The organism is Rohdeia mirabilis (assembly GCA_007750655.1).
Taxonomy (GTDB): Bacteria; Planctomycetota; UBA1135; order UBA1135.
In genome coordinates, this window is the sequence record CP036290.1 from 2,821,687 (window position 1) to 2,844,544 (window position 22,858).

16 protein-coding genes are annotated in these 22,858 nt (G+C 70.1%); 7 read left to right on the top strand and 9 right to left on the bottom strand.

The window, feature by feature from the left end:
- Genes Pla163_RS10525 through Pla163_RS10535 form a run of 3 tightly spaced genes read left to right on the top strand, consistent with a single transcriptional unit; the run spans position 1 to position 3,558 of the window.
- Positions 1-1,647, top strand: coding sequence for a GspE/PulE family protein (locus tag Pla163_RS10525; RefSeq protein ID WP_145187638.1), 1,647 nt, complete (start codon positions 1-3; stop codon positions 1,645-1,647).
- Positions 1,637-2,866 carry a type II secretion system F family protein gene (locus Pla163_RS10530; protein ID WP_419185802.1) on the top strand — a complete coding sequence of 410 codons (1,230 nt, stop codon included), beginning with the start codon at positions 1,637-1,639 and terminating at the stop codon, positions 2,864-2,866. Before Pla163_RS10525 ends, Pla163_RS10530 begins: the two co-directional genes overlap by 11 nt.
- A complete protein-coding gene (locus Pla163_RS10535; protein ID WP_145192482.1) occupies positions 2,866-3,558 on the top strand; it encodes a type II secretion system protein in 693 nt (230 codons plus the stop codon). The genes Pla163_RS10530 and Pla163_RS10535 overlap by 1 nt, the downstream gene beginning before the upstream one ends.
- A gap of 24 nt (positions 3,559-3,582) precedes the next feature.
- Here Pla163_RS10535 and Pla163_RS10540 read toward each other — a convergent pair whose 3' ends face one another.
- From Pla163_RS10540 to Pla163_RS10550, 3 genes are read right to left on the bottom strand one after another with little or no spacing between them, the layout of a single operon-like run.
- The gene (locus Pla163_RS10540; RefSeq protein WP_145187644.1) at positions 3,583-4,851 is read right to left on the bottom strand and encodes a BaiN/RdsA family NAD(P)/FAD-dependent oxidoreductase; all 1,269 of its coding nucleotides are present in this window, start codon (positions 4,849-4,851) and stop codon (positions 3,583-3,585) included.
- A 5-nt stretch (positions 4,852-4,856) separates the two neighbouring features.
- Positions 4,857-6,059, bottom strand: coding sequence for a tRNA dihydrouridine synthase DusB (gene dusB, locus Pla163_RS10545; protein WP_145187647.1), 1,203 nt, complete (start codon positions 6,057-6,059; stop codon positions 4,857-4,859).
- Positions 6,052-8,520: an amidohydrolase family protein gene (locus tag Pla163_RS10550; RefSeq protein ID WP_419185803.1), complete on the bottom strand. Its 2,469-nt coding sequence runs from the start codon at positions 8,518-8,520 to the stop codon at positions 6,052-6,054. The genes dusB and Pla163_RS10550 overlap by 8 nt, the downstream gene beginning before the upstream one ends.
- Before the next feature lie 50 nt (positions 8,521-8,570).
- On the opposite strand from Pla163_RS10550, the gene Pla163_RS10555 reads away from it, so the two are divergent.
- Together Pla163_RS10555 and Pla163_RS10560 are read left to right on the top strand one after the other, a co-directional pair.
- A complete protein-coding gene (locus Pla163_RS10555) occupies positions 8,571-9,764 on the top strand; it encodes a class I SAM-dependent rRNA methyltransferase (RefSeq protein ID WP_145187653.1) in 1,194 nt (397 codons plus the stop codon).
- 104 nt (positions 9,765-9,868) lie between these two features.
- The gene (locus Pla163_RS10560) at positions 9,869-12,061 is read left to right on the top strand and encodes a GreA/GreB family elongation factor (protein ID WP_145187656.1); all 2,193 of its coding nucleotides are present in this window, start codon (positions 9,869-9,871) and stop codon (positions 12,059-12,061) included.
- A 193-nt stretch (positions 12,062-12,254) separates the two neighbouring features.
- Here the strand turns inward: Pla163_RS10560 and Pla163_RS10565 are convergent, their stop codons facing one another.
- The 4 genes from Pla163_RS10565 to Pla163_RS10580 form a co-directional block, all read right to left on the bottom strand.
- Positions 12,255-12,527, bottom strand: coding sequence for a hypothetical protein (locus Pla163_RS10565; protein ID WP_145187659.1), 273 nt, complete (start codon positions 12,525-12,527; stop codon positions 12,255-12,257).
- Positions 12,528-12,643: 116 nt separating this feature from the next.
- Positions 12,644-14,806, bottom strand: coding sequence for a multicopper oxidase domain-containing protein (locus Pla163_RS10570; protein WP_145187663.1), 2,163 nt, complete (start codon positions 14,804-14,806; stop codon positions 12,644-12,646).
- 102 nt (positions 14,807-14,908) lie between these two features.
- Positions 14,909-17,215: a ferrous iron transport protein B gene (gene feoB / locus Pla163_RS10575; RefSeq protein WP_419185804.1), complete on the bottom strand. Its 2,307-nt coding sequence runs from the start codon at positions 17,213-17,215 to the stop codon at positions 14,909-14,911.
- Positions 17,212-17,559 (bottom strand): FeoA family protein, encoded by a 348-nt coding sequence (locus tag Pla163_RS10580; protein ID WP_419185805.1) that lies wholly within the window; start codon positions 17,557-17,559, stop codon positions 17,212-17,214. Before Pla163_RS10580 ends, feoB begins: the two co-directional genes overlap by 4 nt.
- Before the next feature lie 253 nt (positions 17,560-17,812).
- Here Pla163_RS10580 and Pla163_RS10585 point away from each other — a divergent pair, with 253 nt between their 5' ends.
- A complete protein-coding gene (locus Pla163_RS10585) occupies positions 17,813-18,811 on the top strand; it encodes an ArsR/SmtB family transcription factor (protein WP_419185806.1) in 999 nt (332 codons plus the stop codon).
- A 114-nt stretch (positions 18,812-18,925) separates the two neighbouring features.
- Positions 18,926-20,395, top strand: coding sequence for an adenosylhomocysteinase (ahcY, locus tag Pla163_RS10590; protein WP_145187674.1), 1,470 nt, complete (start codon positions 18,926-18,928; stop codon positions 20,393-20,395).
- 247 nt (positions 20,396-20,642) lie between these two features.
- On the opposite strand, the gene Pla163_RS10595 is transcribed toward ahcY, so the two are convergent.
- Together Pla163_RS10595 and Pla163_RS10600 are read right to left on the bottom strand one after the other, a co-directional pair.
- Complete coding sequence (locus tag Pla163_RS10595) at positions 20,643-21,401, bottom strand: toxin-antitoxin system YwqK family antitoxin (protein WP_145187677.1); 759 nt, start codon at positions 21,399-21,401, stop codon at positions 20,643-20,645.
- Positions 21,391-22,683, bottom strand: coding sequence for a sulfatase (locus Pla163_RS10600; protein WP_419185807.1), 1,293 nt, complete (start codon positions 22,681-22,683; stop codon positions 21,391-21,393). Before Pla163_RS10600 ends, Pla163_RS10595 begins: the two co-directional genes overlap by 11 nt.
- Between the last annotated feature and the right edge of the window lie 175 nt (positions 22,684-22,858).

Sequence of the window (22,858 nt, forward strand, 5' to 3'; positions counted from 1 at the left end):
ATGAGCACCCCCCAACGCAAACGCCTCGGCGAGGCCCTGATCGAGCGCGGCCTCTTGACCTCGCGCCAGCTCCAGATCGCCCTGGAGGAGCAGAAGCAGGCCCACCGCCCGATGGGCGAGATGCTGGTCTCGCTCGGCTTCGTGCGTCCGCGCGACGTGGCGCAGCTCGTGGCCGAGGAACTGGGCCTGTCGCTCGTGGACCCGCGCACGGTGCGGCCCGACGTGGACCTGATCGCGGCCCTCGACGAGGGTCTCGTGCGGTCGACCAAGGCTCTGCCCGTGGCGCGCGTCGAAGGCGGCCTGCGCGTCCTGATGGTCGATCCGTCGGACCCCGCCAAGCTCTCGACCCTGCGGCAGTTCTTCCACTGCGACATCGAGGTCGAGATGATCACGGAGGAGGACTTCTCGCGCCTCGTCCGCGAGTGCTTCAACGGTCGTTCGGGTCCGGCCAGCGGCGAGGACGTCGAGAACCGCCCGGTGGAACAGGTCACCGAGTCGATCCTGATCGACGGGATCCGCCGCGGCGCGACCGACATCCACTTCCACCCCGAGGAGTCGGTCACGCGCGTCCGCTACCGGCTCGACGGCGTGCTGAAGCAGGTCGACGTCATCCCGCGCGCGATCACCAACGCGGTGACGTCGCGGATCAAGATCCTCTCGCAGCTCGACATCTCCGAGAAGCGACTGCCCCAGGACGGGCGCGCGCGTATCGAGGTCGACAACCGGCAGGTCGACCTGCGCGTCTCGACCATGCCCTGTGCCCACGGCGAGTCCGTCGTCCTGCGCGTGCTCGACCGCAGCAGTGGCAGTGTTCCGTTGCTCGAACTGGGCTTCTCCGAGAGCGTCACCGCCGAGTTGAAGCGCATCGCGGATCGCCCTCACGGACTGTTCCTCGTCACAGGACCGACGGGATCGGGCAAGACCACGACGCTCTACAGCGTCCTCGCCCATGTGGATGCGATCACGCGCAACGTCACGACCATCGAGGACCCGATCGAGAGCAACCTCCCGTTCATCCGGCAGAGTCAGGTGGACACGGGTATCGGTTTCACTTTCGATCGCGGATTGCGTGCCCTCCTGCGCCAGGATCCCGACGTCATCCTGTTGGGCGAGATCCGCGACCAAGAGACGGCGGGCATGGCGATCAAGGCCTCGATGACCGGACACCTGGTGTTTTCGACACTGCACACGAATACGGCGATCGGGGCGGTGTCCCGCCTCGCCGACATGGGGATCGCGCCCTACTTGGTCGAGGACGCGCTGGTCGCGAGCCTCGGACAACGACTCGTACGTCGCGTGTGTGGTGCGTGCGCCGCCTGGGACGCTCCCACCGCGCTCGAGGAGGAGTGGCTGCGAGGACGTCTCTCTCGAGTACCTCGCCCGGTCGGGTGTGAACGTTGCAACGATTCGGGCTATGCGGGTCGCTCGGTCATCTCCGAGCTGTTCGTCCCCGACGACGAAACGGCCGCGCTCATCCGTCGCGGCGCGAACGCGACCACCATCACCGAGACTGCGATCGCCAACGGGTATCGCGAACTCGTCGACGACGGCCTCGACAAGGTCGCGGCGGGCTCGACCACGATCGAAGAAGTCCAACGCATCGGCGGCGGGCACAAGTTGGAGTCGAGGCAGCGCGATGCCGCCTGAAGTTGCCGGCGCCACGAGCGCGCTCCCCCGCCTCTTCGAGTACCGCGCCCGTCGCGTCGACGGCAGTGAAGCCGAGGGACGCGCGTCGGCCCTCGATCCGCTCGATCTCGACCGCCAGCTCGCGCGTGACGGCCTGACCTTGATCTCGGCCAAACCGAGTCGACTGGCGGACGCGGCGCGCGGACTCACGCTGTCGCAGCGCGATCTGGTGGCCTTCTCCAGTCAACTCGCGACGATGATCCAAGCGGGGCTCCCGCTCCTGACCTCGCTCCAACACCTCGCGGCGCACACCCGTTCGAAGAACTGCCGTCTGATCGTGGCCTCGGTGCTGCGCCAGATCGAAGGCGGGTCGAGTCTGGCCGAAGCGCTCGGCAACCACCCTGCCGCCTTCCCGAGCACCTACGTGACCATGGTCCGCAGCGGTGAACTCTCCGCGGGACTCCCGGACGTGCTCCGACGCCAGGGCGACTACCTCGAATGGGTGCGCGAGGTGAAGGGCATGACCAAGCAGGCCCTGATCTACCCGACGGCGCTCTCGATCGCGATCTGCGGCCTGGTCGTGATTCTGATCACGTTCCTCATCCCTCGCTTGATCGGGCTGTTCCCCGGTGGCCCCGAGGACCTTCCGGAGCAGACCCGACAGGTCATGGCGCTCTCGGACTTCCTCGTCGGGAACTGGATCGAGATCGCGACCGGCCTCGCGCTGGCCGGAGTCACGTTCTGGTTCCTGCTCGGAGTCACGAACGTGCGCCTCTTCCTGTCGCGGATGCTGCTGCGGGTCCCGCGCATCGGGAGCCTTCTGAACATGATCTCGATCGCGCGCTTCTCGACGACCGCGGCGGCCCTGCACCAGTCGGGCTGCGAGATCCTGCGCACCCTGGAGATCGCCGGCGGATCCTGTGGCAACGCCTACCTCGAGCACTGCTTCGTGCGCGTCTCGAAGGAGGTGCGCGGCGGCCGTTCGATCTCCGAGTCCATGGCCGAGATCCCCGACCTCGATCCCTTCCTGGTCCAGCTCACGTCCGTCGGTGAGACGTCGGGACGACTCGGTGAATGCCTCGAGCAGGTGGCGACCAGCTACAACGCCGAAGTCCCGCGCGTCGTGAAGTGGGCGCTCGGACTGATCGAGCCGGCCGTGATCATCGGCGGCGGTCTGATCGTCGGCTACCTCCTACTGGCGGCACTCCTGCCCGTGTTCAAGATCTACGAGACCCTCTGATGCTGCCCACCAGATCGATGCGAGGTCGCAGGCCCCGGAGCGCGAGCGGCTTCACGCTGCTCGAGCTCATCATCGTCATGTCCGTCCTGGCCCTCATCGTCGGCGCGATCACGCCCGCGATGGGGACCATGATCCGCTCGAAGGCGCGCGCGGGGACGCTCGGCGAACTCGAACTGCTCGGCGCCGCGGCCCTCGACCACTACGCCGACACGGGCGCGTACCCCAGCGCCGCGACCGGACTGTTGGCCAGCTCCGTGTCGGGCTGGGCCGGTCCGTACCTCTCCGGGACGACCGACGATCCGTGGAGCGGCAGCTCCGGCTATCAGGTGGACGGCTACGGCGAGGTCTACCGCTTCTCGTCCAGCGGAATGCAGCTCACGATCACCAGCTCCGGGCCGGACCGCACCGCGAACACGAGCGACGACATCGCGCTGGTCGTCGACGCGACACCGGTGCTGCGCCGCCGCACGCTGGAGCGCATGGCCACCGTCAACGTGGCGATCACGCAGTACAACGCGGTCTACCTCGCGACCGAGCCGCTGCCCGCGACGTGGTCGGCCGCCTACGCGCAACTGGTCTCGCGCGGCTTCCTGCCCCTGGGCGGCCCCGAGGAGGAGGACGCGTTCGGCGACCCGTTCGTCGGCGATCCCGCCAGCGCGCCGCTCGTGCGCGTCACGTCGAGCAACCTGTGAACCGCCGGTGGGCGCGGGGCCTCGTCAGTCCCCCGCCGCGGCCAGTCCAGCGAGTTCCGCCGTCGCGAAGGCCGCTTGGAAGTTCAGGCCGCCGATCGGCCCCTGGACGTCGAGCAGTTCGCCGCACGCGAAGAGTCCCTGTCGACCGCGAACGGCCATCGTGCCCGGATCGACGACGCGCAGGTCCAGACCGCCCGCGGTGACCTCGGCCTTGTCGTAGCCGAGCGTCCCGTCGACGCGCACGTGGAGCGCCTTGAGCGACTCGACCAGCTGGTGCCGGGTCGCGCGGTCGAGTTCGCTGCAACGGGGGTCGTCGCCTTCGAGACCCGCGGCCGCGAAGACTGCCGCCCGCAGTCGCGCGGGCAACGGCGCGGGAAGCATGCGCGCGACCTTGGGCGCGCCGCGGGTCGAGGCCCCCGAGACCAGGAGGTCGCGCAGCTCTTCGCGCTCGGTGTCCGGGAACAGGTCGATGGCGATGCGCAGGCCGCCGTTCGCGCGAGCCACCGGTTCGGACAGGTCCATCGGCCCGGGGCCCGAGAGTCCGTTGTGGGTGAAGAGCACGGGTCGACGACGGCGTCCGAGCGTGCGGCCGTTCGGCGCCACGAGTCGCACCTCGGCCTCCTGCACGGCGATGCCCGTCAACTCGCGCGCCCACGCGTCGGGCGACGTCAGTGGAACCAGAGCGGGAACCTGTTCGACGAGCGGCAGGTCGAGGCTCGTGCACCAACCGTAGCCGTCGCCGGTCGTGCCGGTGCGCGGGTAGCTGCGCCCGCCCGGACACAGGATCACGCGCGCGGCCGCGATGCGTTCACCGCCCTCGAGCACCAGGTGCCAACCGAACGGCGCGGGCTCGAGCGCGGCCACCGGCGCCGTCGTGCGGATCGTCGCACCCGCGGACCGCACGGCCCGCTCCAGCGCGTCGCGCACGTCGCGCGCGTTGCCGCTCTGTGGGAAGATCTTCTCGAGCGGTGCTTCGACGGTCGGCACGCCCCACTCGTCGAAGCGCTCGCGCACCGCCGCGGGCGGCAGGTTCCACAGCGCGCGCGCGAGAAAACGCGCCCCGCGATCGCCGAACAGCGCGAGCGCGCCCTCCGGCTCGAGCGTGGTCGTCAGGTTGCAGTGGGTCCCGCCGCTCGCGAGCACCTTCGTGCCGGTGCGCGGCGTCTTCTCGACCACGAGCGTGCGCGCGCCGAGCGACGCGCTGCGCCACGCGGCCCATAGACCGGCCGCGCCCGCGCCGACCACGACGACGGGCCACGGCGCGGCAGCGGTTCCGAGCTTCGACTCGTCCATGGCCGTCAACCGCCGCTGAGCGCCTGCTCCCAGGCGCGCATCTCGTCCGGTGTGTGCGGCGCCTTGGGCGGCGTGTCGTCGTCCAGGTCGTCGAGATAGCCCTCGGGCAGCACGACGCGCTGGGTCCGTCCCCCCTTGCCGCGGTTGGCGCGCAGGGCCGACTCGGGGAACGGCTCGTCGAGGTCGAGCGCACCGACGGCCGCGACCATGTCCTCGAGCCTCTCGACGCGCACCAGGGCCTCGCGCGCGCGCGCCGAGCCGTGGAACCCCTTCGTGTACCAGGCGCTCCACTTGCGCATCTGACGCATGCCGATGTCGTCGCCGAAGAAGTCGCACAGGCGTCGAGCGTGGTCGACCATGACGTCGAGGATCGCGCCGAGGTTCGGCGGTGCGGGCGGCTCGACGCCGTCGAAGACCTGCGCCAACTCGCGGAACAGCCACGGACGCCCGAGGCAGCCGCGTCCGACGATCACACCCGCGCAGCCGGTCGCGCGCATCATGCGCAGCGCGTCCCAGGCCTCCCAGATGTCGCCGTTGCCGAGCACGGGGATCTCGACGCTCGCGACCAACTCGCCGATCGCGTCCCAGTCCGCCTCGCCCGAGTAGAGCTCGGCCGCGGTGCGCGCGTGCAGGCCGATCGCGCTGGCGCCCTCTTCCTGGGCGACGCGGCCGGACGAGAGGTGCGTCACGAGTCCGTCGTCGACGCCGCGCCGCACCTTGATCGTGACAGGGACCGGGCCGGCGTTGCGCACGGCCGCGCGCACGAGTCGCGCCAGGAGACGCGGCTTGGCCGGGATGGCCGAACCACCGCCCGAGCGGGTGACCTTCGGCACCGGACAGCCGAAGTTCATGTCGATGTGGTCGACGCCCTGGTCGACGAGCGCCGCGACCATCTCGCCGATGTCGATCGGGTCCGCGCCGTAGACCTGCACCGAGCGCGGCGTTTCGTCGGGGCGCGACGAGGCGAGCAGGTGCGTCAAGCGGTTGCCCATCAGGAACCCGCGCGCCGTGATCATCTCGGACACGAACAGGCCCGCGCCGAACTCGCGGCACAGGCTGCGGAACGGATAGTTCGTCACGCCGGCCATGGGCGCGAGCACGACCGGGGGCCAGACGGCGAGCGGGCCGACGGCGAGTCGTTCGAACTCGCCGGGGGCTGCGACCTCGACGTCCCGGTTGAGCGCAGTGGCGACGCGCGACTCAGCCATCGCTCTTCTCGCCGGTGCCGCCCGACTCTGCGCCACCCTCGCCCGAACCACCCTCGCCCGATCCTTCTTCGGTCGCGGGCACGTCGCCCTCCGCGGGCACCTCGGCCGCCGGCGTCTCGAAACGCACCGGTAGACCGGCTCCACCGAAGTCGCGCACGGATCCCTCGACCACGTCGAGCAGCGCGCGCGAACCGCTCGAGACGTAGAGCGAACGCACGGGCACGCCGCGCTCGTCGTAGCGCACGTGGAAGACGCCCGACTCCGAGGCGATGCTGCGCGTCCCGTCGGGATTGTTGCGGATCAGCCAGCGCCACAGGACCGGCTCCATCATCTCGCCGAAGATGATCCCGACCGCTTCGCCGTCCTTCGGGTACTGGCCGAGCACGAGCGGGCAGGTGATGGTGTCGTGGACCGGATCGAGCGTGGCCGCGACCGGGCGCTGGGCGATGGTGCGCGTGCCGAGACTCTGCCCGTTGAGCACGCGTTCGACGTTGAAGCGCGTCCCCGTCCACAGGCCGCGAACGACCAGGGTCTGGGTGCCGCTCGGCGCGGCGGCTTCCACCGGTCCGACGATGTCGGGCTCTTCGTCCTCGAGCACCATCGTCACGCGGATCTCGAACGAGTCCAGCCAGCCGCCGTCGAGCACCTGCGAGAACTCGAACTGGCGCTCGGGGAACTGTCCGCGCGACGGTTGCAGGAGTCGCGACGCGACGTGGACCCGTCCGTCCTCGAGGCGCGTGACCTCGAAGCGTTCGCCCTGGTAGCGCTGGCCGTACTCGCTGCTGGTCGCGCGCCCCGCGAGAACCACGGCCGCGCCCTCGGGACGCTCGGGCGCGTCGATCTCGAGCGGGCGATCGTTCTCCGTGCGTGCGAGCGCCAAGCGACCGGCCAGCCGCTCGAGCAGCGCGTCGAGGTCCTCGCGCACGAGGCGTCGACCGCGCACGACCACCTGCTCCGGTCGACGCAGACTCGCGAGGCTCTCGCGCGGATCGCCGTCCACCACGAGCAGATCCGCGATCTTGCCCATCGCGATCGCGCCGCGGTCCTCGAGACGCAGCGCACCGGCGGCACCGACCGTGGCCATCCGCAGTGCTTCGTAGGGTGCGACGCCGAACTCGACGAAGTAGGCCAACTCGTCGTGCAGTCCCCAGCCGGGCATGATCCAGGGATTCGGCGCACTGGAGCCGGGGACGATCTCGGCACCGGCCTCGGCCAGAGCGGCGAGCAGTGCGCCGCGCTTCTCGTGCTGGGCCGTCGCGCGCTCGCGGTACTTCGGCCCCACGTCCTCGTCGGCCAACAGTTCGGTGCGCAGTGCGGCATCGTCGAGCCACAGCGCCGAGTAGTAGAAGTCGAGGTAGTCGTACTCGGGCGCGGAGGTGTCCACCTCGCGCAGGAGCCGCCCGGTCTCGATCATGACGGGCACGACGGCGGCGCCGGACTCGGCGAACTTCTCGGACAGGAGCGGGAAGCCGAAGGCCTTCAACCCGTCCCAACCGATGCGGTCGAACGGATCCTCGGTCGATTCGACGAACGGGAGGAACGCCTCGAGACCGAAGAACCCGCGCTGTCCGGCCGCGATGCACTCGTCGAGCGACGCGCCGCGCAACAGCATCCCCCACACGTCCATGTCGAGCTCGCGCGCCTTCGCACACAGCGGCACGAGCAGCGTCGGATCGAGGTTCGGCATCACGCAGGCGTAGTCCATCTCGATGTTCGCCAGCAACATCAGGAAGTTGTCGACGTCGCCCTCGCTGCGCAGGATCACGGCGGTCGGACTCACCGGCGGCGAGCCGTCCAGCACCGCGCCCGCCGTCACGAGGAACGGACCCGGGACGCGGTCGCGGAACTGCGGCTGCTTGAGCTGCGCGCGCACGGAAGGGTTGCCGCCCGTGTCGCGCACGGTCGTGACGCCGGACGTCACGTACAGTTCGTCGTGCTGCGGGTCGTAGGTGACCAGTCCGTCGACGAGACCGGGCACGAGGTGCTTGCCCGAAACGTCGATGCGTTCGGTGCCGAGCGGCAGCTCGAGGTCGACGCCGATCGCATCGATCCGGTCGCCGTTGACGAGCACGGTCATCACCGCGGGTTCGACGCCAGGCACCATCGAGTGGACCGTCGCGCCGACGAGGGCGTAGCGCCGCTGTGGCGGTCCGAGCAGCGCCGCGTCGTCGGCGCCCGCCAGACGCCGCGTGACCTCGGGACCGGACTCCTGCGCGTCGTCGCCCGCCTCCTCGCGAGCGGTCTCCTGAGCAGCGGCTCCCCGTCCAGCCGGCTCCTGCTCGACGACCGCCGCGGACGTGGCGTTCGATGCGCTCGACCCAGACGCGGGAGCTCCGTCCAGTGCGAGCGTCGGACCACCAGCGGCCACGAGGACCGCGGCGAGGAGGGTCGACGCGAGAGGACGTGCTGCGGTGGCGAGGGCTCCGGCGACGCGGGAGCGGAGGCTGTTCGAAGCGATCATGGCGAACATCCTACGTTCGAGGGGTGGGGTCGGCCGGTAGCATCCGCCCCATGGCTCAGACGCTTCCCCAGGTCTCGCTCCTCACCGACCGGCTGCCGCGCGGCCCCTGGATCTACGCGCGCCAGGTCGACCGCCCCGAGGGCTGGATCGAGGGCGGCGAACTGGTGGAGGTCGTGGACGACCAGGGCCGCTTCGTCGGGCACGCCCATTACAACGCCGCCTCGGACATCCGGCTGCGGATGCTGTGGCGCGGACGGCGCACGGACCTCAGCCACCCGCGCGAGTTCCTCGAGCGCCGCATCGCGGTGGCCGACCGGCTGCGGCGCAAGGTGCTGGGGCTCGAGCGCAGCACGGACGTGTACCGCGTGGTCCACGCCGAGGGCGACGGCCTGAGCGGACTGATCGTCGACCGCCTCGGCGACGTGCTCGTGTGCGAGCACCACGCGGTCGGCCCCTGGCGCTGGCGCGACGACCTGACGAGCGTGCTGCAGGGCCTCTACTCGGGCGCGACCGTGGTCCACCGCATGCCCGAGCGCGCCGCCCGACGGGAAGGCCTCGACGGAGCGCCGCCGCCCCAGATCGACGGGCACCTGCCGCGCGAGGTGCACGTCACCGAGCACGGCCTGGTCTACGCCGTGCATCCCGGCGAGGGGCACAAGACGGGCTTCTTCTGCGACCAGCGCGACAGCCGTGCGCGGATCCGCTCACTGGCCGAGGGCCGTCGGGTCGCCGACCTGTGCTGCAACGGCGGCGGGTTCGCGCTGAACGCTGCCGCGGGCGGCGCGCGCGAGGTCACGGCGGTCGACCTCGACGAGGTGGTGCTCGAGGATGCGCAGCGTTCGGCCGAGCTCAACGCCGCGGCCCTGGGGTCCGCCCTCCCGCGCTTCCAACACGCCGACGCATTCCAGTGGCTGCGCGAGTGCGGCGGCGGCTTCGGCCTCGTGGTGCTCGATCCTCCCAAGTGGGCGGCCGGTCGACCCGAGCTCGAGGAGGCCACGCGGCGCTACCACGACCTCAACACGCTCGGCATCCAAGCCGCTGGTCGCGACGGTCTCGTGGCCACCTTCTCGTGCTCCGGCGCACTCGACATGCCGAGCTTCATGGGCATCGTCTTCGGGGCGGCCCGGCGCGCCGAGCGGCGGATCCAGCTGCTCGAGACCTTGGGCGCGGGGGCGGATCACCCCCAAGATCCCGACTTCCCGCGCTCGCGCTACCTGAAGGGCGCACTCCTGCGGGTCGAATGACCGGTCTTTGGGACGCCGCCGGTTGTCGATGCCTCCCGCGATCGTCATAGTGTCGGGTTCCCCCGTCGCCGCTCGAATTCAAATCCGCACCCGCCGAACGTTCCATGAGCCTGGCCAGCCTCGTCCGCACCGAAGATTGGAATGCACTCGAGGGCCATTGGGCCGAGTTGATGAGCAGCAACGCTGCGATCGACGAGGTCCTGGCCGCTGTCGAGCTCGCTCGCGAGAACAAGTCCGTCTCGCGCATCCTTCCCTTCGTACGTGAGCACGCGGACCTGCTCGAAGCCGGGGGCCGCCACGCGGACGCCGCCGAACTCCTGGGTCGGACGCTCCTCGCGGGCGGTCCTCCCGGGGAACTCTCCCAACGCCTGTTCCGCAACGCGCGCGCCGCGTTCGAGAACGAGAGCTGGTGGGAGTCCTACACCCAACTCTCCGGCTTCCACGAGGGAGCCGAGGACGTGCGCAAGGCGTGGAAGGCCTTCGCCCAGCTGAAGGACCTCGGCGAGGGCTCGACGGTCTTCCACCGCTCGGGCTGGGGTCCGGGCCAGGTGACGGAGATGGACCGCGGCAAGCTCGAGGTGAAGATCCGCTTCGCCAGCGGCCGACGCGACTGGCTGCCGGTGAAGTCCGTGATCGAGACCTGCGACGTGCTCGACGAACAGGACCTGCGCTCGCTGGTCGTGAAGGGACCGGACGAGCTCCTGCGCATGATCGGCGAGGAGCCGCTCGAGGTCCTGACGCGCGTCCTGCGCCGCTACAACGGCCGCACCACCCAGGCCGTGCTCAAGACCGCCATGGCCCAGCTCGGCCTCGAGGGTTCGGCCTTCACCAGCTGGTGGCGCAAGGCGCGCAAGGTCGCCGAGCAGAGCAACATGCACGAGGTGACGGGCAGCGGCGCGAAGACGCAGATCCGCCTGCTCGACGTGGCCGTGGACGCCGGCGAGAACATGCGGCGTCAGCTGCGGATGTCGAAGGACCTCGGCGCGGCACTGGCACGGGTCCGCGACCTCCTGGCCGAGAAGGACCTCGACGACACCGTGCGCGCCGCCGCCCTCGAGACCCTCGAGGAACTGGCCGAGCAGAACGACGCGAACACCCCCCACCGCCTCTCGTCCTGGATGCTCTTGCGCAACGAACGCAGCGAGACTCCCGGACAGCTGGCGGCGCGCCTGCACCGCGCGATCGAGGAGAACGCCGATCCCGAGAACGACGCCCTGTCCTCGGAGTGCCCGCCGCTGTGGACGCTGTTCGGCGAGATGCCGACCGCGCGCGACCAGGAGGCGTGCATCTCGCTGCTCAAGGAGATCCACGGCGAGGAGAAGTGGTTCGACGAGGCTTGTGAACAGCTCGTGCACGCCCCCGCGGGCATGGTGCGCGGCCTGATCGACGAGCTGATGAAGGCCGAGCGCCAGAGCGTGCTCGCCGAGATGTACACGAACCTGCTCATCCGTCCGCTGCGCAACCCGCACCTGTTGCTGCACCTCGCCGAGCAGGCCGAGAAGGGCAAGCTCGAGGGCGACTTCCCGCCGCCCGTCCAGCGCTGCCACTCGCTGCTGACCCTGGCGACCGCGCTGCACACGGCGGAAGGGGCCGACCCCGTCCGCACGCGCGCGCAGACGAAGCTGGCCAACGTGCTGTGCAACGGCGAGCCGTCGCTCATGTCGCGCCTGCTCGAGGACGCCACGCGTCGCGAACTGCGCGCCCTGATGCCGATCCTCGGCAAGGGCGTCGACGGCATCGTCGACCGCACGTTCACGCACGTCGCGATCTCGCGCTTCCCCACCATCTACCGCGACGACAACCGTCCCTTCTGGGAAGAGGAGAACGTCATCTGGACGACCCAGGCGGGCCTGTCCAAGCGCGAGGAAGAACTGCGCGAGCTGCGCGAGGTCAAGATCCCCGCCAACTCGGAGGCGATCGGCAAGGCGGCGTCGTTCGGCGACCTCTCGGAGAACTCCGAGTGGGAGTCGGCGCTCGAGGAGCAACGCAACCTGACCGCGCGCGCGACCGAGATCGAGGAAGAGGTGCGCCAGGCGCGCCTGATCGAGCACGCCGCCATTCCGGAGGGCATCGCCGCGCCGGGCACGCGCGTGACCTACAGCGACGACAAGGGTGAGCAGCGGACGGTCCAACTGCTCGGCCCGTGGGACGCCGACGGCAAGGAGATCATCTCCTACCGCTCGCCGGTCGCCCAGGGGATGCTCGGCGTGCGCGCCGGTGAGCCCGCGACGCTGCAGCTGCCCGGCGGAGCCACCCAGGTGAAGTTGGTCACGATCGAGACCCTGGCCCTGGCCTGATCGACCCGGCGACCGGGCGGCCGCCGAGCGGTGGTCGCTCGGCGTCGCGAACGACGAACGGCCCGCGACACCTGATCGGTGTCGCGGGCCGTTCGCGTAGGTGGGCGATCAGCCTCGTGCCAGTGGAGCGGCGAGGCGGTCGCGATCGAACCAGTTGCTGTGGCTCGAACGCTCGGGCGACACCTGCCCCCTGTCAGTCCTGGGCGGCGATGGCCGCGTCGAGCTTGACCAGGTACCCCGCGGGATCGGCGTAGAACTCGTCCACGCAGGGCTCGCAGCAGAACTTGATCTCGCGGCCCTCGTACACGATGCGCACCGGATCTCCCATGGAGCCCAGCGACGCATCCATCACGAGGCAGTCCTCGAGCGGGTAGGGAACCACGTCGGTGTCGCCGGCTGCGGGCGAGGCACAGGCGACCAGGAGTGCCAGGGGAACGGCGACGAACAGGCTGTGGAGCAGTTTCATGGTGCAGGGTGTGAGAGGACGGTGCGGGTGGGTCGAGAGTGCGCCGCGGTGCACGTGGAACAGATCGGTCTCCCGGTCGTCCAGCGGCACGCGCACCCGTCCGTACGGGCGTCAGCTCAGAGCGTGAAGCGAAAGCCCAGGCCGACGCGGTGTTCGGAGTGCCACAGAAGCGTAGCGGCCAGCTCTTTCGTCAGGGTGTAGTTCAAGCCGGCCTCGGCCTCGAGTTCCGTCTCGGTGTCGTACTCCAGCATCAGATCCAGGTCCCAACGTTCGGCCAGTGCCAGCTCGCGCATCAGCGTGACGCGCAGATCCCCTTCGCTGTCCACGGCCGCCTCGGTCCACACCAGGTACGGAAGCCGATAGCGCGCGCCGGCGAAGAAGCGGTCCCGCGTGCCTTCGCGGTCGGCGAAGCGAAAGCCCGCGATCGAGCGCAGGTTCTCGTCGAACAGGTGGGTCCAGAACAGATCCACCTCGCGCTCGAGTCCCTCCATCCGGTGGCCCGCGTGACCGGAGTGGCTGTGCAGTTGCAGGTCCCAGCGCACACCGAACGTCTCGCGGTCGTGCATCACCGCGAAGCGCCCCATCGCCATATTGGTGGTCAGGGTGCCGTCGAGGAATCCGAAGGTCTGGCCGTAGAGCTTGGGATCGGCTCGGATCACGTGCTCGGGCTCGTGCGCGCGGTAGCTGATGACGCGCGCCATCCCCATGTCCATGTGGTAGAGGATGTGGCAGTGCATGAACCAGTCGCCGGGCTCGTCGGCCAGGAACTCGATCGTGCGCGTCGCCATGGGAGGTACGTCGACCGTGTGCTTCAGCGGGGACAGCTCGCCCTGAGGCGTGAGCACCCGGAAGAAGTGCCCGTGCACGTGCATCGGGTGGTGCATCATCGTCTCGTTGACGAAGCGCATGCGCACCACCTCCCCCTCGCGGATACCGATGACCGGGTCCTCGGCGAAGGTCTTGCCGTTGAAGCCCCAGCGGTAGGTGGTCATGTCGCCGGTCAGGCGCAGTTCCAGCTCCCGGCGCGGTGCGTCCTGCGGCAGTTCGGTGGAGCCGAGCGCGCGCAGCAGGTTGTAGGGCGAGGGCGGCCGCGGCCGATCGAGCGCCTTCGGGTCCACCTTCGTGCGCGCCGCGTCCACCGCGCCGACGATCGAGTCATCCATGCGGTACAGGTTCGGACGGGGCGGATCGACGGGGATCTCGCCCGCGCCGCGCCCGACCGTGATGCGCGCGCGACCCGAGCCGTCCTGGGCGACGGCGGTCAGCTCGAGCACGCCGCTCGCGGGCACCTCGACCACCGCGTCGTAGGTCTCGGCGATGGCGATCAACAGCCGCGGCACGCCCAGGGGCTCCACATCGATCCCGTCGGCCGCGACGATCTCGAGTACGCCCTCGCCCGGCGTCACGTAGAAGTAGGTGGAGGCGCCGGCGTTGACCAGCCGGAGCCGGACGCGCTCGCCCGGCTCGGCTTCGATGCGGTGGTGGACCTCGCCGTTGGCCAGGAACGCGTCGTAGGCCACGTCCGAGATGTCCATCGGCGGCATGCGGTTGCGCTCGCGCCGCAGGTACGTGCCCAACTCCCCCGCTCGCCAAGCGCCGAGCATGGTCTGGGCGTTGCCCTTCTTCAGCGCGTACCACTCGCTGCCGCGCATGAGCGAGCGCATCACTTCCTGGGGATCCTCATCGGTCCAGTCCGAGAGCACGACCAACTCGTCGCGCTCGACCTGGATCGATGCTGGCTCCGCGGGCTCGATCACGATCCCGCCGTAGACGCCGCGCTGTTCCTGGAGTCCGGTGTGGCTGTGGTACCAGTAGGTTCCGGACTGGCGGATCGGGAACTCGTAGACGAAGGTCGTCCCGGCCTCGATCGGCGGAAAGTTCAGGTACGGCACGCCGTCCATCCCGTTCGGCACGAGCAGTCCGTGCCAGTGGATCGACGTGGATTCGTCAGTCAGGGCGTTCGTCACGTGGATGCGCGCCACGTCCCCCTCGGTGAAGCGCAGGACGGGACCTGGAACGGATCCGTTGATGGTCAGAGCGGGCCGGCCCGACCCCGTGGGTCCACGGGAGCCTTCGGCGATGACCAGTTCGTACTCGACGAGACGGGACTCACGGGTCGCCTGTTGCCCCGACGCCGTCGCGCTGCTTGGCACGGCCACGGCGGCCGCTTCCTGTCGAGCGGCGAGTGCGGGCGCCATGAGCAGCCCCGCGCAGAGCACGCGACCGACGAGGCGGGACACGGCACAGGTCGCGGATTCGAAGGTGGGCGCGCTCGACATGGGCGCAGTATAGGCCGCCCGACGAGTCCGAGTGACTGTTCGCGCCCCCGGTTCCGAGCATCGGACCCGGCGTCGGTCGGGGCCGACCCGGGTCCGAGCCGCTCACTCGAGGCCGATGAGTTGCCCGCCCTGGAACACGACGAAGCTGGCGATCCAGGCCAGCGCGGTCATGTAGCTGAACATGAACACCGGCCAGCGGTAGCTGCGGGTCTCGCGCTTCACGACGGCCAGCGTGCTCATGCACTGGCAGGCGAGCGCGAAGAAGACCATCAACGAGAGGCACACGAGCGGCGTGTACAGCGGCGTGCCGTCGGGACGCCTCTGGGCGCGCACGCGCTCGCGCAGGGTCTCGGTCTCGGCCGCCTCCTCGTCGAGGCCGTAGACGACCGCCATGGTGCTGACGAAGACCTCGCGCGCGGCGAAGGCGCCCAGGAGTCCGACGCCGATCTTCCAGTCGAAGCCGAGCGGTTCGATGGTCGGTTCGATGGCGCGCCCCAAGCGTCCGGCATAGCTCCCCACCAGCGCCTCGCTGTTCGCGAGCGCTTCGAGACGCGCGCGCTCGGCGTCCAGCGCGGCCCCATCGACCCCGTCGGCGCTCGCGGCGTCGGCCTCGACCTGTTCGAGAGCCGCGCGCAACTCGGGCGAAGGCTCCGCGCCCTTCGGGAACGACAGGAGCAGCCACATGCCGACCGTGCAGGCCAGGATCACGGTGCCCGCTTCGCGCACGAACACGAGGCTGCGCTCCCACATCACGCGCAGGACGCCGAGCGGTCCCGGCAGTCGGTACGGCGGCATCTCGATGATCGGCGGCACGGGGACGCCCTTGAACAGCGTGCGCCCGAGCACCGCCGCGCAGGCCAGCGCCATCAGCGTGCTGAAGACGTACATGGCCGCCATCAACAGTCCCTGCTGGAAACCGTTCTCGTCGCCGATCGGGTAGATCGCGGCGATCAAGAGGCCGTAGACCGGCAGGCGCGCCGAACAGGTCATGAGCGGCACGACCATCATCGTCAGCATCCGGTCGCGCCGGCGCTCCATGGTGCGCGTCGCCATGACGGCCGGGATCGCGCAGGCGTAGCCCGACAGCATCGGGACGAAGGCGCGCCCGTGCAGGCCGACCGCGCGCATGACGCGGTCCATCAGGAACGCGACGCGCGCCATGTAGCCCGTGCCCTCCATCAGCGCCACGAAGAGGAACAGCAGCAGGATCTGCGGCAGGAAGACCAGTACGCCGCCGACGCCCGCCACGATGCCCTCGACCAGGAGGTCGCGCAGGAAGCCGGCCGGCAGGACGCCCTCGAGCCAGCCGCCGAGGTGGGCGAACACGCCCTCGATCGCTCCGATCGCCGGGTCCGCCCAGGCGAACAGCGACTGGAAGACCACGGTCATCAGCGCGAGGAAGAGCGTGAAACCCAGAACGGGGTGCAGCAGCAGCGCGTCGACGCGGTCGGTCATCGAGCGGCGCGAGTCGCGCGGCCCGCGGACCCAGCCGTCGGCGTGCGCGTCGATCCAGGCGTAGCGGCCGCCGATGACGCGCGGCTCGAAGTCGCCCGAGACCGCTTCGAAGGCCGCGCGTTCGTCGAGCGCACTGCGGCGCAGTTCGGGCGGCAGACCTTCGAGTTCGTCGTCCTCGTCGACCGACAGCAACGCCCACAGCGCCAGCGCGGCGGCGCGGTCCGGATCGCCGTTCGACCACTGCTCGGGGACGTTGCGCGCGACGCTCTCGACCGTGCCGCGCACGTCGTCGCCGGGGCGCCAACGGGCCCCCGGGCGTCCGCTCGCCGGATCCTCCAGCACACCGGCCACCGCGGCTCGCAGCTCGTCGAGTCCGGCGCCGCGCAGGGCCGACACCGCCACCACGGGCACGCCCAGGTCCTGGCGCAGGCGCTCGGTGTCGAGCACCCGTTCGTCGCGCCCCAACTCGTCCACCATGTTGATGGCGAGCACCACCGGCAGGTCGAGCTCGAGGACCTGCAGCGCGAGATAGACGTTGCGCTCGAGCTGCGTCCCGTCGAGCACGAGCACGACGACGTCCGGACGCTCGTACGCGCCGAGTCCGCAGATGCTCCACAGAGCGATCTGCTCCTCGACGCCGCGCGCCGCGAGTGAATAGGTGCCCGGAACGTCGACGATACGAGCGGTGCGCGCGACGCCGGGCAGCTGCAGTCGCCCTTCGAGGCGCTCGACCGTCACGCCGGGGTAGTTGCCGACCTTGGCGCGGTGCCCGGTCAAACGGTTGAACAGCGTCGTCTTGCCCGTGTTCGGATTGCCGGCGACGGCCACGAGCGGCGCGCGCTCGCGAATCTCGATCTGCACGAGGCCGTTCGCCGCTCCGCAGTCCTTCGAACCGGACGCGCCGCTGCTCGCCGATCCGGGCGAGCCGCAGCCTGTGATCGAAGGACCACTCACGCCGGCTCCACCGTCAGGTCGCGCGCCTCGACCAGTCGCAGCGAGATCCGACACCGACGCACTTCGAGTTCGACGATGCCCCCCATGGGCGCACGCCGCACGACGCGCACGAGCGTGCCCGGCACGAGGCCCAGTTCCATCAGTCGTCGACGGAAGGCGCGCGCGCCGCCGATCCCCACGAGTCGCCCGCTGGCACCGCTCACCAGTTCGGACACGGGAACGGTCGCGGGTGCACCGGCGGAGCTCGCGTTCGAGACTGCGACGGGTGCGGCGACGGAACCCGCGGCGGTCACGGGTGCGGGCGTCGACGCGGTGGGCGACGGGATCTCGGAGGACGATTCCACGTGGGGTGTTTCTCGCTCGGGTTGAGACTGAATCTCAACTGCAAGGCGAATTCTAGAGCGCGAATCGGGCGCGGCAATGCCCGTGGCCGGAAACCTGTGCTGGCGCTCGAGCCCGCCCCGGCCGCCCGCCCCACGCCCCGTCGAGCGCAGCGGCCCCGGCGCGAGGGCTCCCACGGGCCCCGAGGGGCCTCCTGGGGCCCCTCAGACCCTCTTGGGGGAAGATTCACGATTCATATCACCACTTCATGACGTGATGATCGATACTGCCCGCATGGCCGCCACCGCGACCCCCGCCCTCCCGACCCTCCTGCGCCTTCTGGCCGACGGAACCCGCCTGCGCATGCTGGCGCTCCTGCGGCGCGAGGAGCTCACGGTCGGCGAACTGGCGCGGGCGCTCGGCCTGGCCCAGAGCCGCGTCAGCAACCACCTGCGCCAGCTGCGCGAGATCGGACTCCTCTTTGAGCGCCACGTCGGCAAGCACACGCACCTGAAGCTCGCCGGACGCGGCAACGACCTGATCGGCCGCGTGTGGAGCGCGCTCGAGGAGAGCCTGGCGGACATGCCCGAGCACGCCGCGGACCTCGCGCGACTCGACGGCGTGCTGGCCGAGCGCCAACGCGGGGCCGACTTCTTCGATCGCGTCGCGGGCGACTACGACAAGCTCGCCGTGCGCTTCTCGAGCGGCCAGGCGCGCCAGCGCACCGCCGCCCACCTCGCGGCCGCGCGCGGACTGACCGTCGCCGACCTCGGGTGCGGAACCGGCTACATGACCCAGCCGCTCGTCGGACTCGTCGAGCGCGTGGTGTGCGTGGATCGCTCCGAAGCCATGCTCGAGCAGGCCCGCGAACGACTCGCCGACAGTGGACTCGATCTCGAGTTCCGCGTCGGCGACCTCGACCTGCTGCCGATCGCCGACGGCGAGGTGGACGCGTTGGTCGCGGGCATGGTGCTGCACCACCTGGCGGACCTCGAGCACGCGTTCACCGAGATGCGCCGCGTCGTGCGACCCGGTGGCCGCGCGGTGGTGCTCGAGCTCTTCCCCCACACCCAGACCTGGATCCACGAGGCCTTGGGCGATCGCTTCCTCGGCATCGCACCGACGGACGTCACGCGCGCCATGGAGCGCAGCGGCTTCGTCAACGTGGTCATCGACGCGGTCGAGGACCGCTACGAACCCGTGGGTCCCGGAGGCGAGTCGGCCTCGCTGCCCCTGTACCTGGTGCGCGGCGAACGACCGCCCGAACCCGTCTGACCGCGCGGTCCGCCGCACGACCATCCAGCGCGCTCGACGTCGGGCGCGCCCCGAACCAACCGCTTCACCCGAACCGACCGGCGCCCCACTCGGGTCGCCCTACCCCACCGACACATGTCCACCAGCACCACCACGAAGCTCCAGTACAAGGTCAAGGACCTCGCGCTCTCCAAGCTCGGTCGCCACGAGATGAACCTGGCCGAGGTCGAGATGCCCGGCCTCATGTCGCTGCGCGAGGAGTTCGGAAGCTCCAAGCCCCTCAAGGGCGCGCGGATCACCGGATCGCTGCACATGACGATCCAGACCGCGGTCCTCATCGAGACCCTGGTCGAGCTCGGCGCCGAAGTGCGTTGGGCCTCGTGCAACATCTTCTCGACCCAGGACCAGGCCGCGGCGGCGGTCGTCGTCGGCCCGAAGGGAACCGTCGACAACCCCCAGGGCGTTCCGTGCTTCGCCTGGAAGGGCGAGACCCTCGAAGAGTACTGGTGGTGCACCGAGCAAGCCCTCAACTGGGGCGACGGCGTGCTGCCGAACATGATCCTCGACGACGGTGGCGACGCGACCATGATGGTGCTCAAGGGCGCCGAGTGGGAAGCGACCGGCGTCCCGGCGACGAAGGACAGCGACTCGGAGGAGTGGAAGGTCTTCCTCGCCACGCTGCGCAAGTCGCTCGAGACGAGCAACGGTCACTGGACCCGCACCCGTGACTCCATCCAGGGCGTCACCGAGGAGACCACCACCGGCGTGCTGCGTCTGTACCAACTGCAGAGCGCGGGCAAGCTGCCCTTCCCGGCGATGAACGTGAACGACTCCGTGACCAAGTCGAAGTTCGACAACGTCTACGGCTGCCGTCACAGCCTCGTCGACGGCATCATGCGCGCCACCGACGTCATGCTCTCGGGCAAGATCGCGGTCGTGTGCGGCTACGGCGACGTCGGCAAGGGCTCGGCCCAGTCGCTGCGCGCCCAGGGCGCCCGCGTCATGATCACCGAGATCGACCCGATCTGCGCCCTGCAGGCCTGCATGGAGGGCTACGAGGTCACGCGCCTCGAGGACGTGCTCGAAGAGGCCGACGTGTTCATCACGACCACCGGCAACTTCAACATCATCACCGCCGACCACATGGCGAAGATGAAGCACAACGCCATCGTCGGCAACATCGGCCACTTCGACAACGAGATCGACATGGCCCAGCTCGAGAAGACCAAGGGCATCGTCAAGGTCAACATCAAGAACCCGGTCGAGCACGGCAACCAGGTCGACCAGTGGACCTTCCCCGACGGACACTCCGTGATCGTCCTGGCCGAGGGTCGCCTGCTCAACCTCGGCTGCGCCACCGGTCACCCGAGCTTCGTGATGTCCGCCAGCTTCTCGAACCAGGTCATCGCCCAGATCGAATTGTTCAAGAATGGCGAGAACTACGACAAGGCCGTCTACGTGCTGCCCAAGCACCTCGACGAGAAGGTCGCGCGCCTGCACCTCGACAAGCTCGGGGCGAAGCTGACGACCCTGACCAAGGAACAGGCCGACTACATCGGCGTTCCGATCGAAGGCCCCTACAAGCCGAGCCACTACCGCTACTAGGCGGTAGATTTGGAGCACGCTCGGATCGAGAGGCGGTCCGAGCGCCCCATAGGCGCCCCGGCGGACTCGTTCCGCCGGGGCGCTGTTCGTCGGGGCGCCTCTTGTCGGGGCCCTGTTCGTCGGGCGGCCTCCCGAGCGGCCAACAGGTCACGCGTCGACGGTACTCCTCGCCGCACCTCGAAAGTCGGTCGACGGTCCGGCGCCCCCCCACCGCGCACCCCACCGCGCCGCCCACGGCAGTCGTTCGTCAGCGCGGTCGTTCGAGATCAACGGGAACGCCTGCCGCAGCCGCTTCGTCCAGCGGACCGGTGCGCTCGCCGTGCTCGTAGATGCCGCTGCGCGCGGTGTCGTAGCTGCCGTCGACGCGCCAATAGCGACAGGGACCGTGCAGGCGACCGTTCTCGTACTCGAGTCGACCTTCGCGCTCGCCGCTGTAGTACCAGGTCTCCCACGTCCCTTCGCGCAGCACGCCGTGCATGCGACCGGCGCCGATCAGCGTGCCGATGGGATGGTGGATGCGCACGGGGCCGTCGACCACGCCCCCCTTGCAGACGGCTTCCATGTAGACGACGCCGTTGTCGAACCAGTACGTCCACGGGCCGACGGCCAAACCTGTGTCGTACTCGCCGCGCGAGCGCAGCTGACCGTTCTCGTACCAACGCAGCCACAGCCCGTCCGCGTAGCCGAGGACGTACTGGCCCTCGTGCTTGATCCGACCGTTCGCGTAGTGCGCGCGCGAGACGCCGTCGAGTCGACCGCGGTCGTAGGTGTCGAGCGTCGCCGGCCGGCCGTCCTCCCAGAACGTGCTCGTGGTTCCGTGTCGTTCGCCGTCCAGGAACCAGACCTCGGACCAGGTCGTGCCGTCCGCGAAGGCGGTCCGGTGCACCGTGGGCTCGGGCGGCGCCGGATCCTCGGGAAGGTTGCGCACGACGAACAGCGCGAACCCCACGCCGAACACCACGGCGAGTCCGATCCGCGCGAGAACGAGGGTGCGATCAGCGGCCATCGCCGGCTCCGTTGCCGTCCAGATCGCCGTCCGGTTCGCCGTCCGGTTCGCCCGACGCACCGTCCGCGGGCGAGGGCGCGACGCCGTCCACGTAGCCCAGCGCCTCGAGCGCCTGGGCCATGTCGGCACCGACGCCGCGCCGCTGGCGACCAAATCCGCTTCCGGCCACTTCGGCCTGCTGCACGAGCGCGTCGAGCGACTCCGCCAACTCGAGGACCGTGCCCGGATGGCGGTGGGCGACGTCGAGCGTCTCGGTCGGATCGACGAGACGCTCGTAGAGCTCGAGCGTGCCTGCCTCGCCGCGATCGCGGATCAGCTTCCACGGCCCGACGAGGAGCGCGTCGAAGCGCGCGTCGACCGTGCGCCGCAGCTCCGCGATCACAGGGGCGTCGTCGAGCGGCTCGCCCTTCAACGCCGGCACGAGACTGCGACCCGACAGCTCGTTGCGCGGCTCGACCCCGACCACTTCGAGCACCGTCCCCAGCACGTCGCCGATCCCGACGGCTGCTGCTTCGCGACGCGCCGCGACTCCCGGGACGCGCACGATCAGCGGCACGCGCACGACTTCGCGGTGCAGCGTCAATCCGTGGTAGAGGCCGCCGTGGTCACCGAACTCCTCGCCGTGATCGGCGGTGAACACGACGATGGTGTCGGCCTCGGAGCCGGTCGCGCGCAGCGTGTCGAGGACGCGCCCGATCGCGCGATCCGTGAACGCGATCTCGCTCAGGTAGCGATCCTCTTCGCTGTCGCCGAAGGGGAAGTCGGTGTGGGCGAAGTAGGTGTGGTGCGGGTCGAAGTAGTGCAGCCACAGGAACCACGGCGTGTCGTCGACGCCGGCCGCCCTCGCCGCCGCCTTGCGTTCCACGAAGCGCACGCCGCGCTCGGTGACCGCGTCCGACGTGACGGCCAGGTGCGACAGCTCGATCTGCTGGACGAGGTCGTCGTCGAAGTGCGTGAAGCCCTGGGCCAGACCGAACTCGCGGCCCAGGAAGACGTGGCTGGCGACCGCCGCCGTGTCGTACCCGTTCGACGCCAGGATCTCGGCCAGGGTCGTGTACGACTCGTCGAGCGGGGACTCGAAGTCCCAAGCCCCGTGGGTCGACGTCGGGTGCGACGTCATCAGCGTCGCGAGGGCCGGGAGCGTCCACGACGTGGACGACTGGGCCTCGTCGAAGACCACCGCCTCGGCCGCGAGACGGTCCAGAGCGGGTGAGATCGGGCGGTCGAAGCCGTAGGGCCCGAGACGGTCGGCGCGCAACGTGTCGACCGTGATGAAGAGCACGTTCGCGCCGGGCAGGAGCGCTGGCGCGGACGGAGCGCCCGACGGACCGCCGCCAGGAGGCGGGCTCGGACTCTTCGCACAGGCGCCCGCCACCAACGCGGCGACCAGGGCCAGGCCGGCGCGCGGCGCTACACTCGAGCGCGCGCTGCGGCGCGTCCAAAGCCCTCCTCCTTCG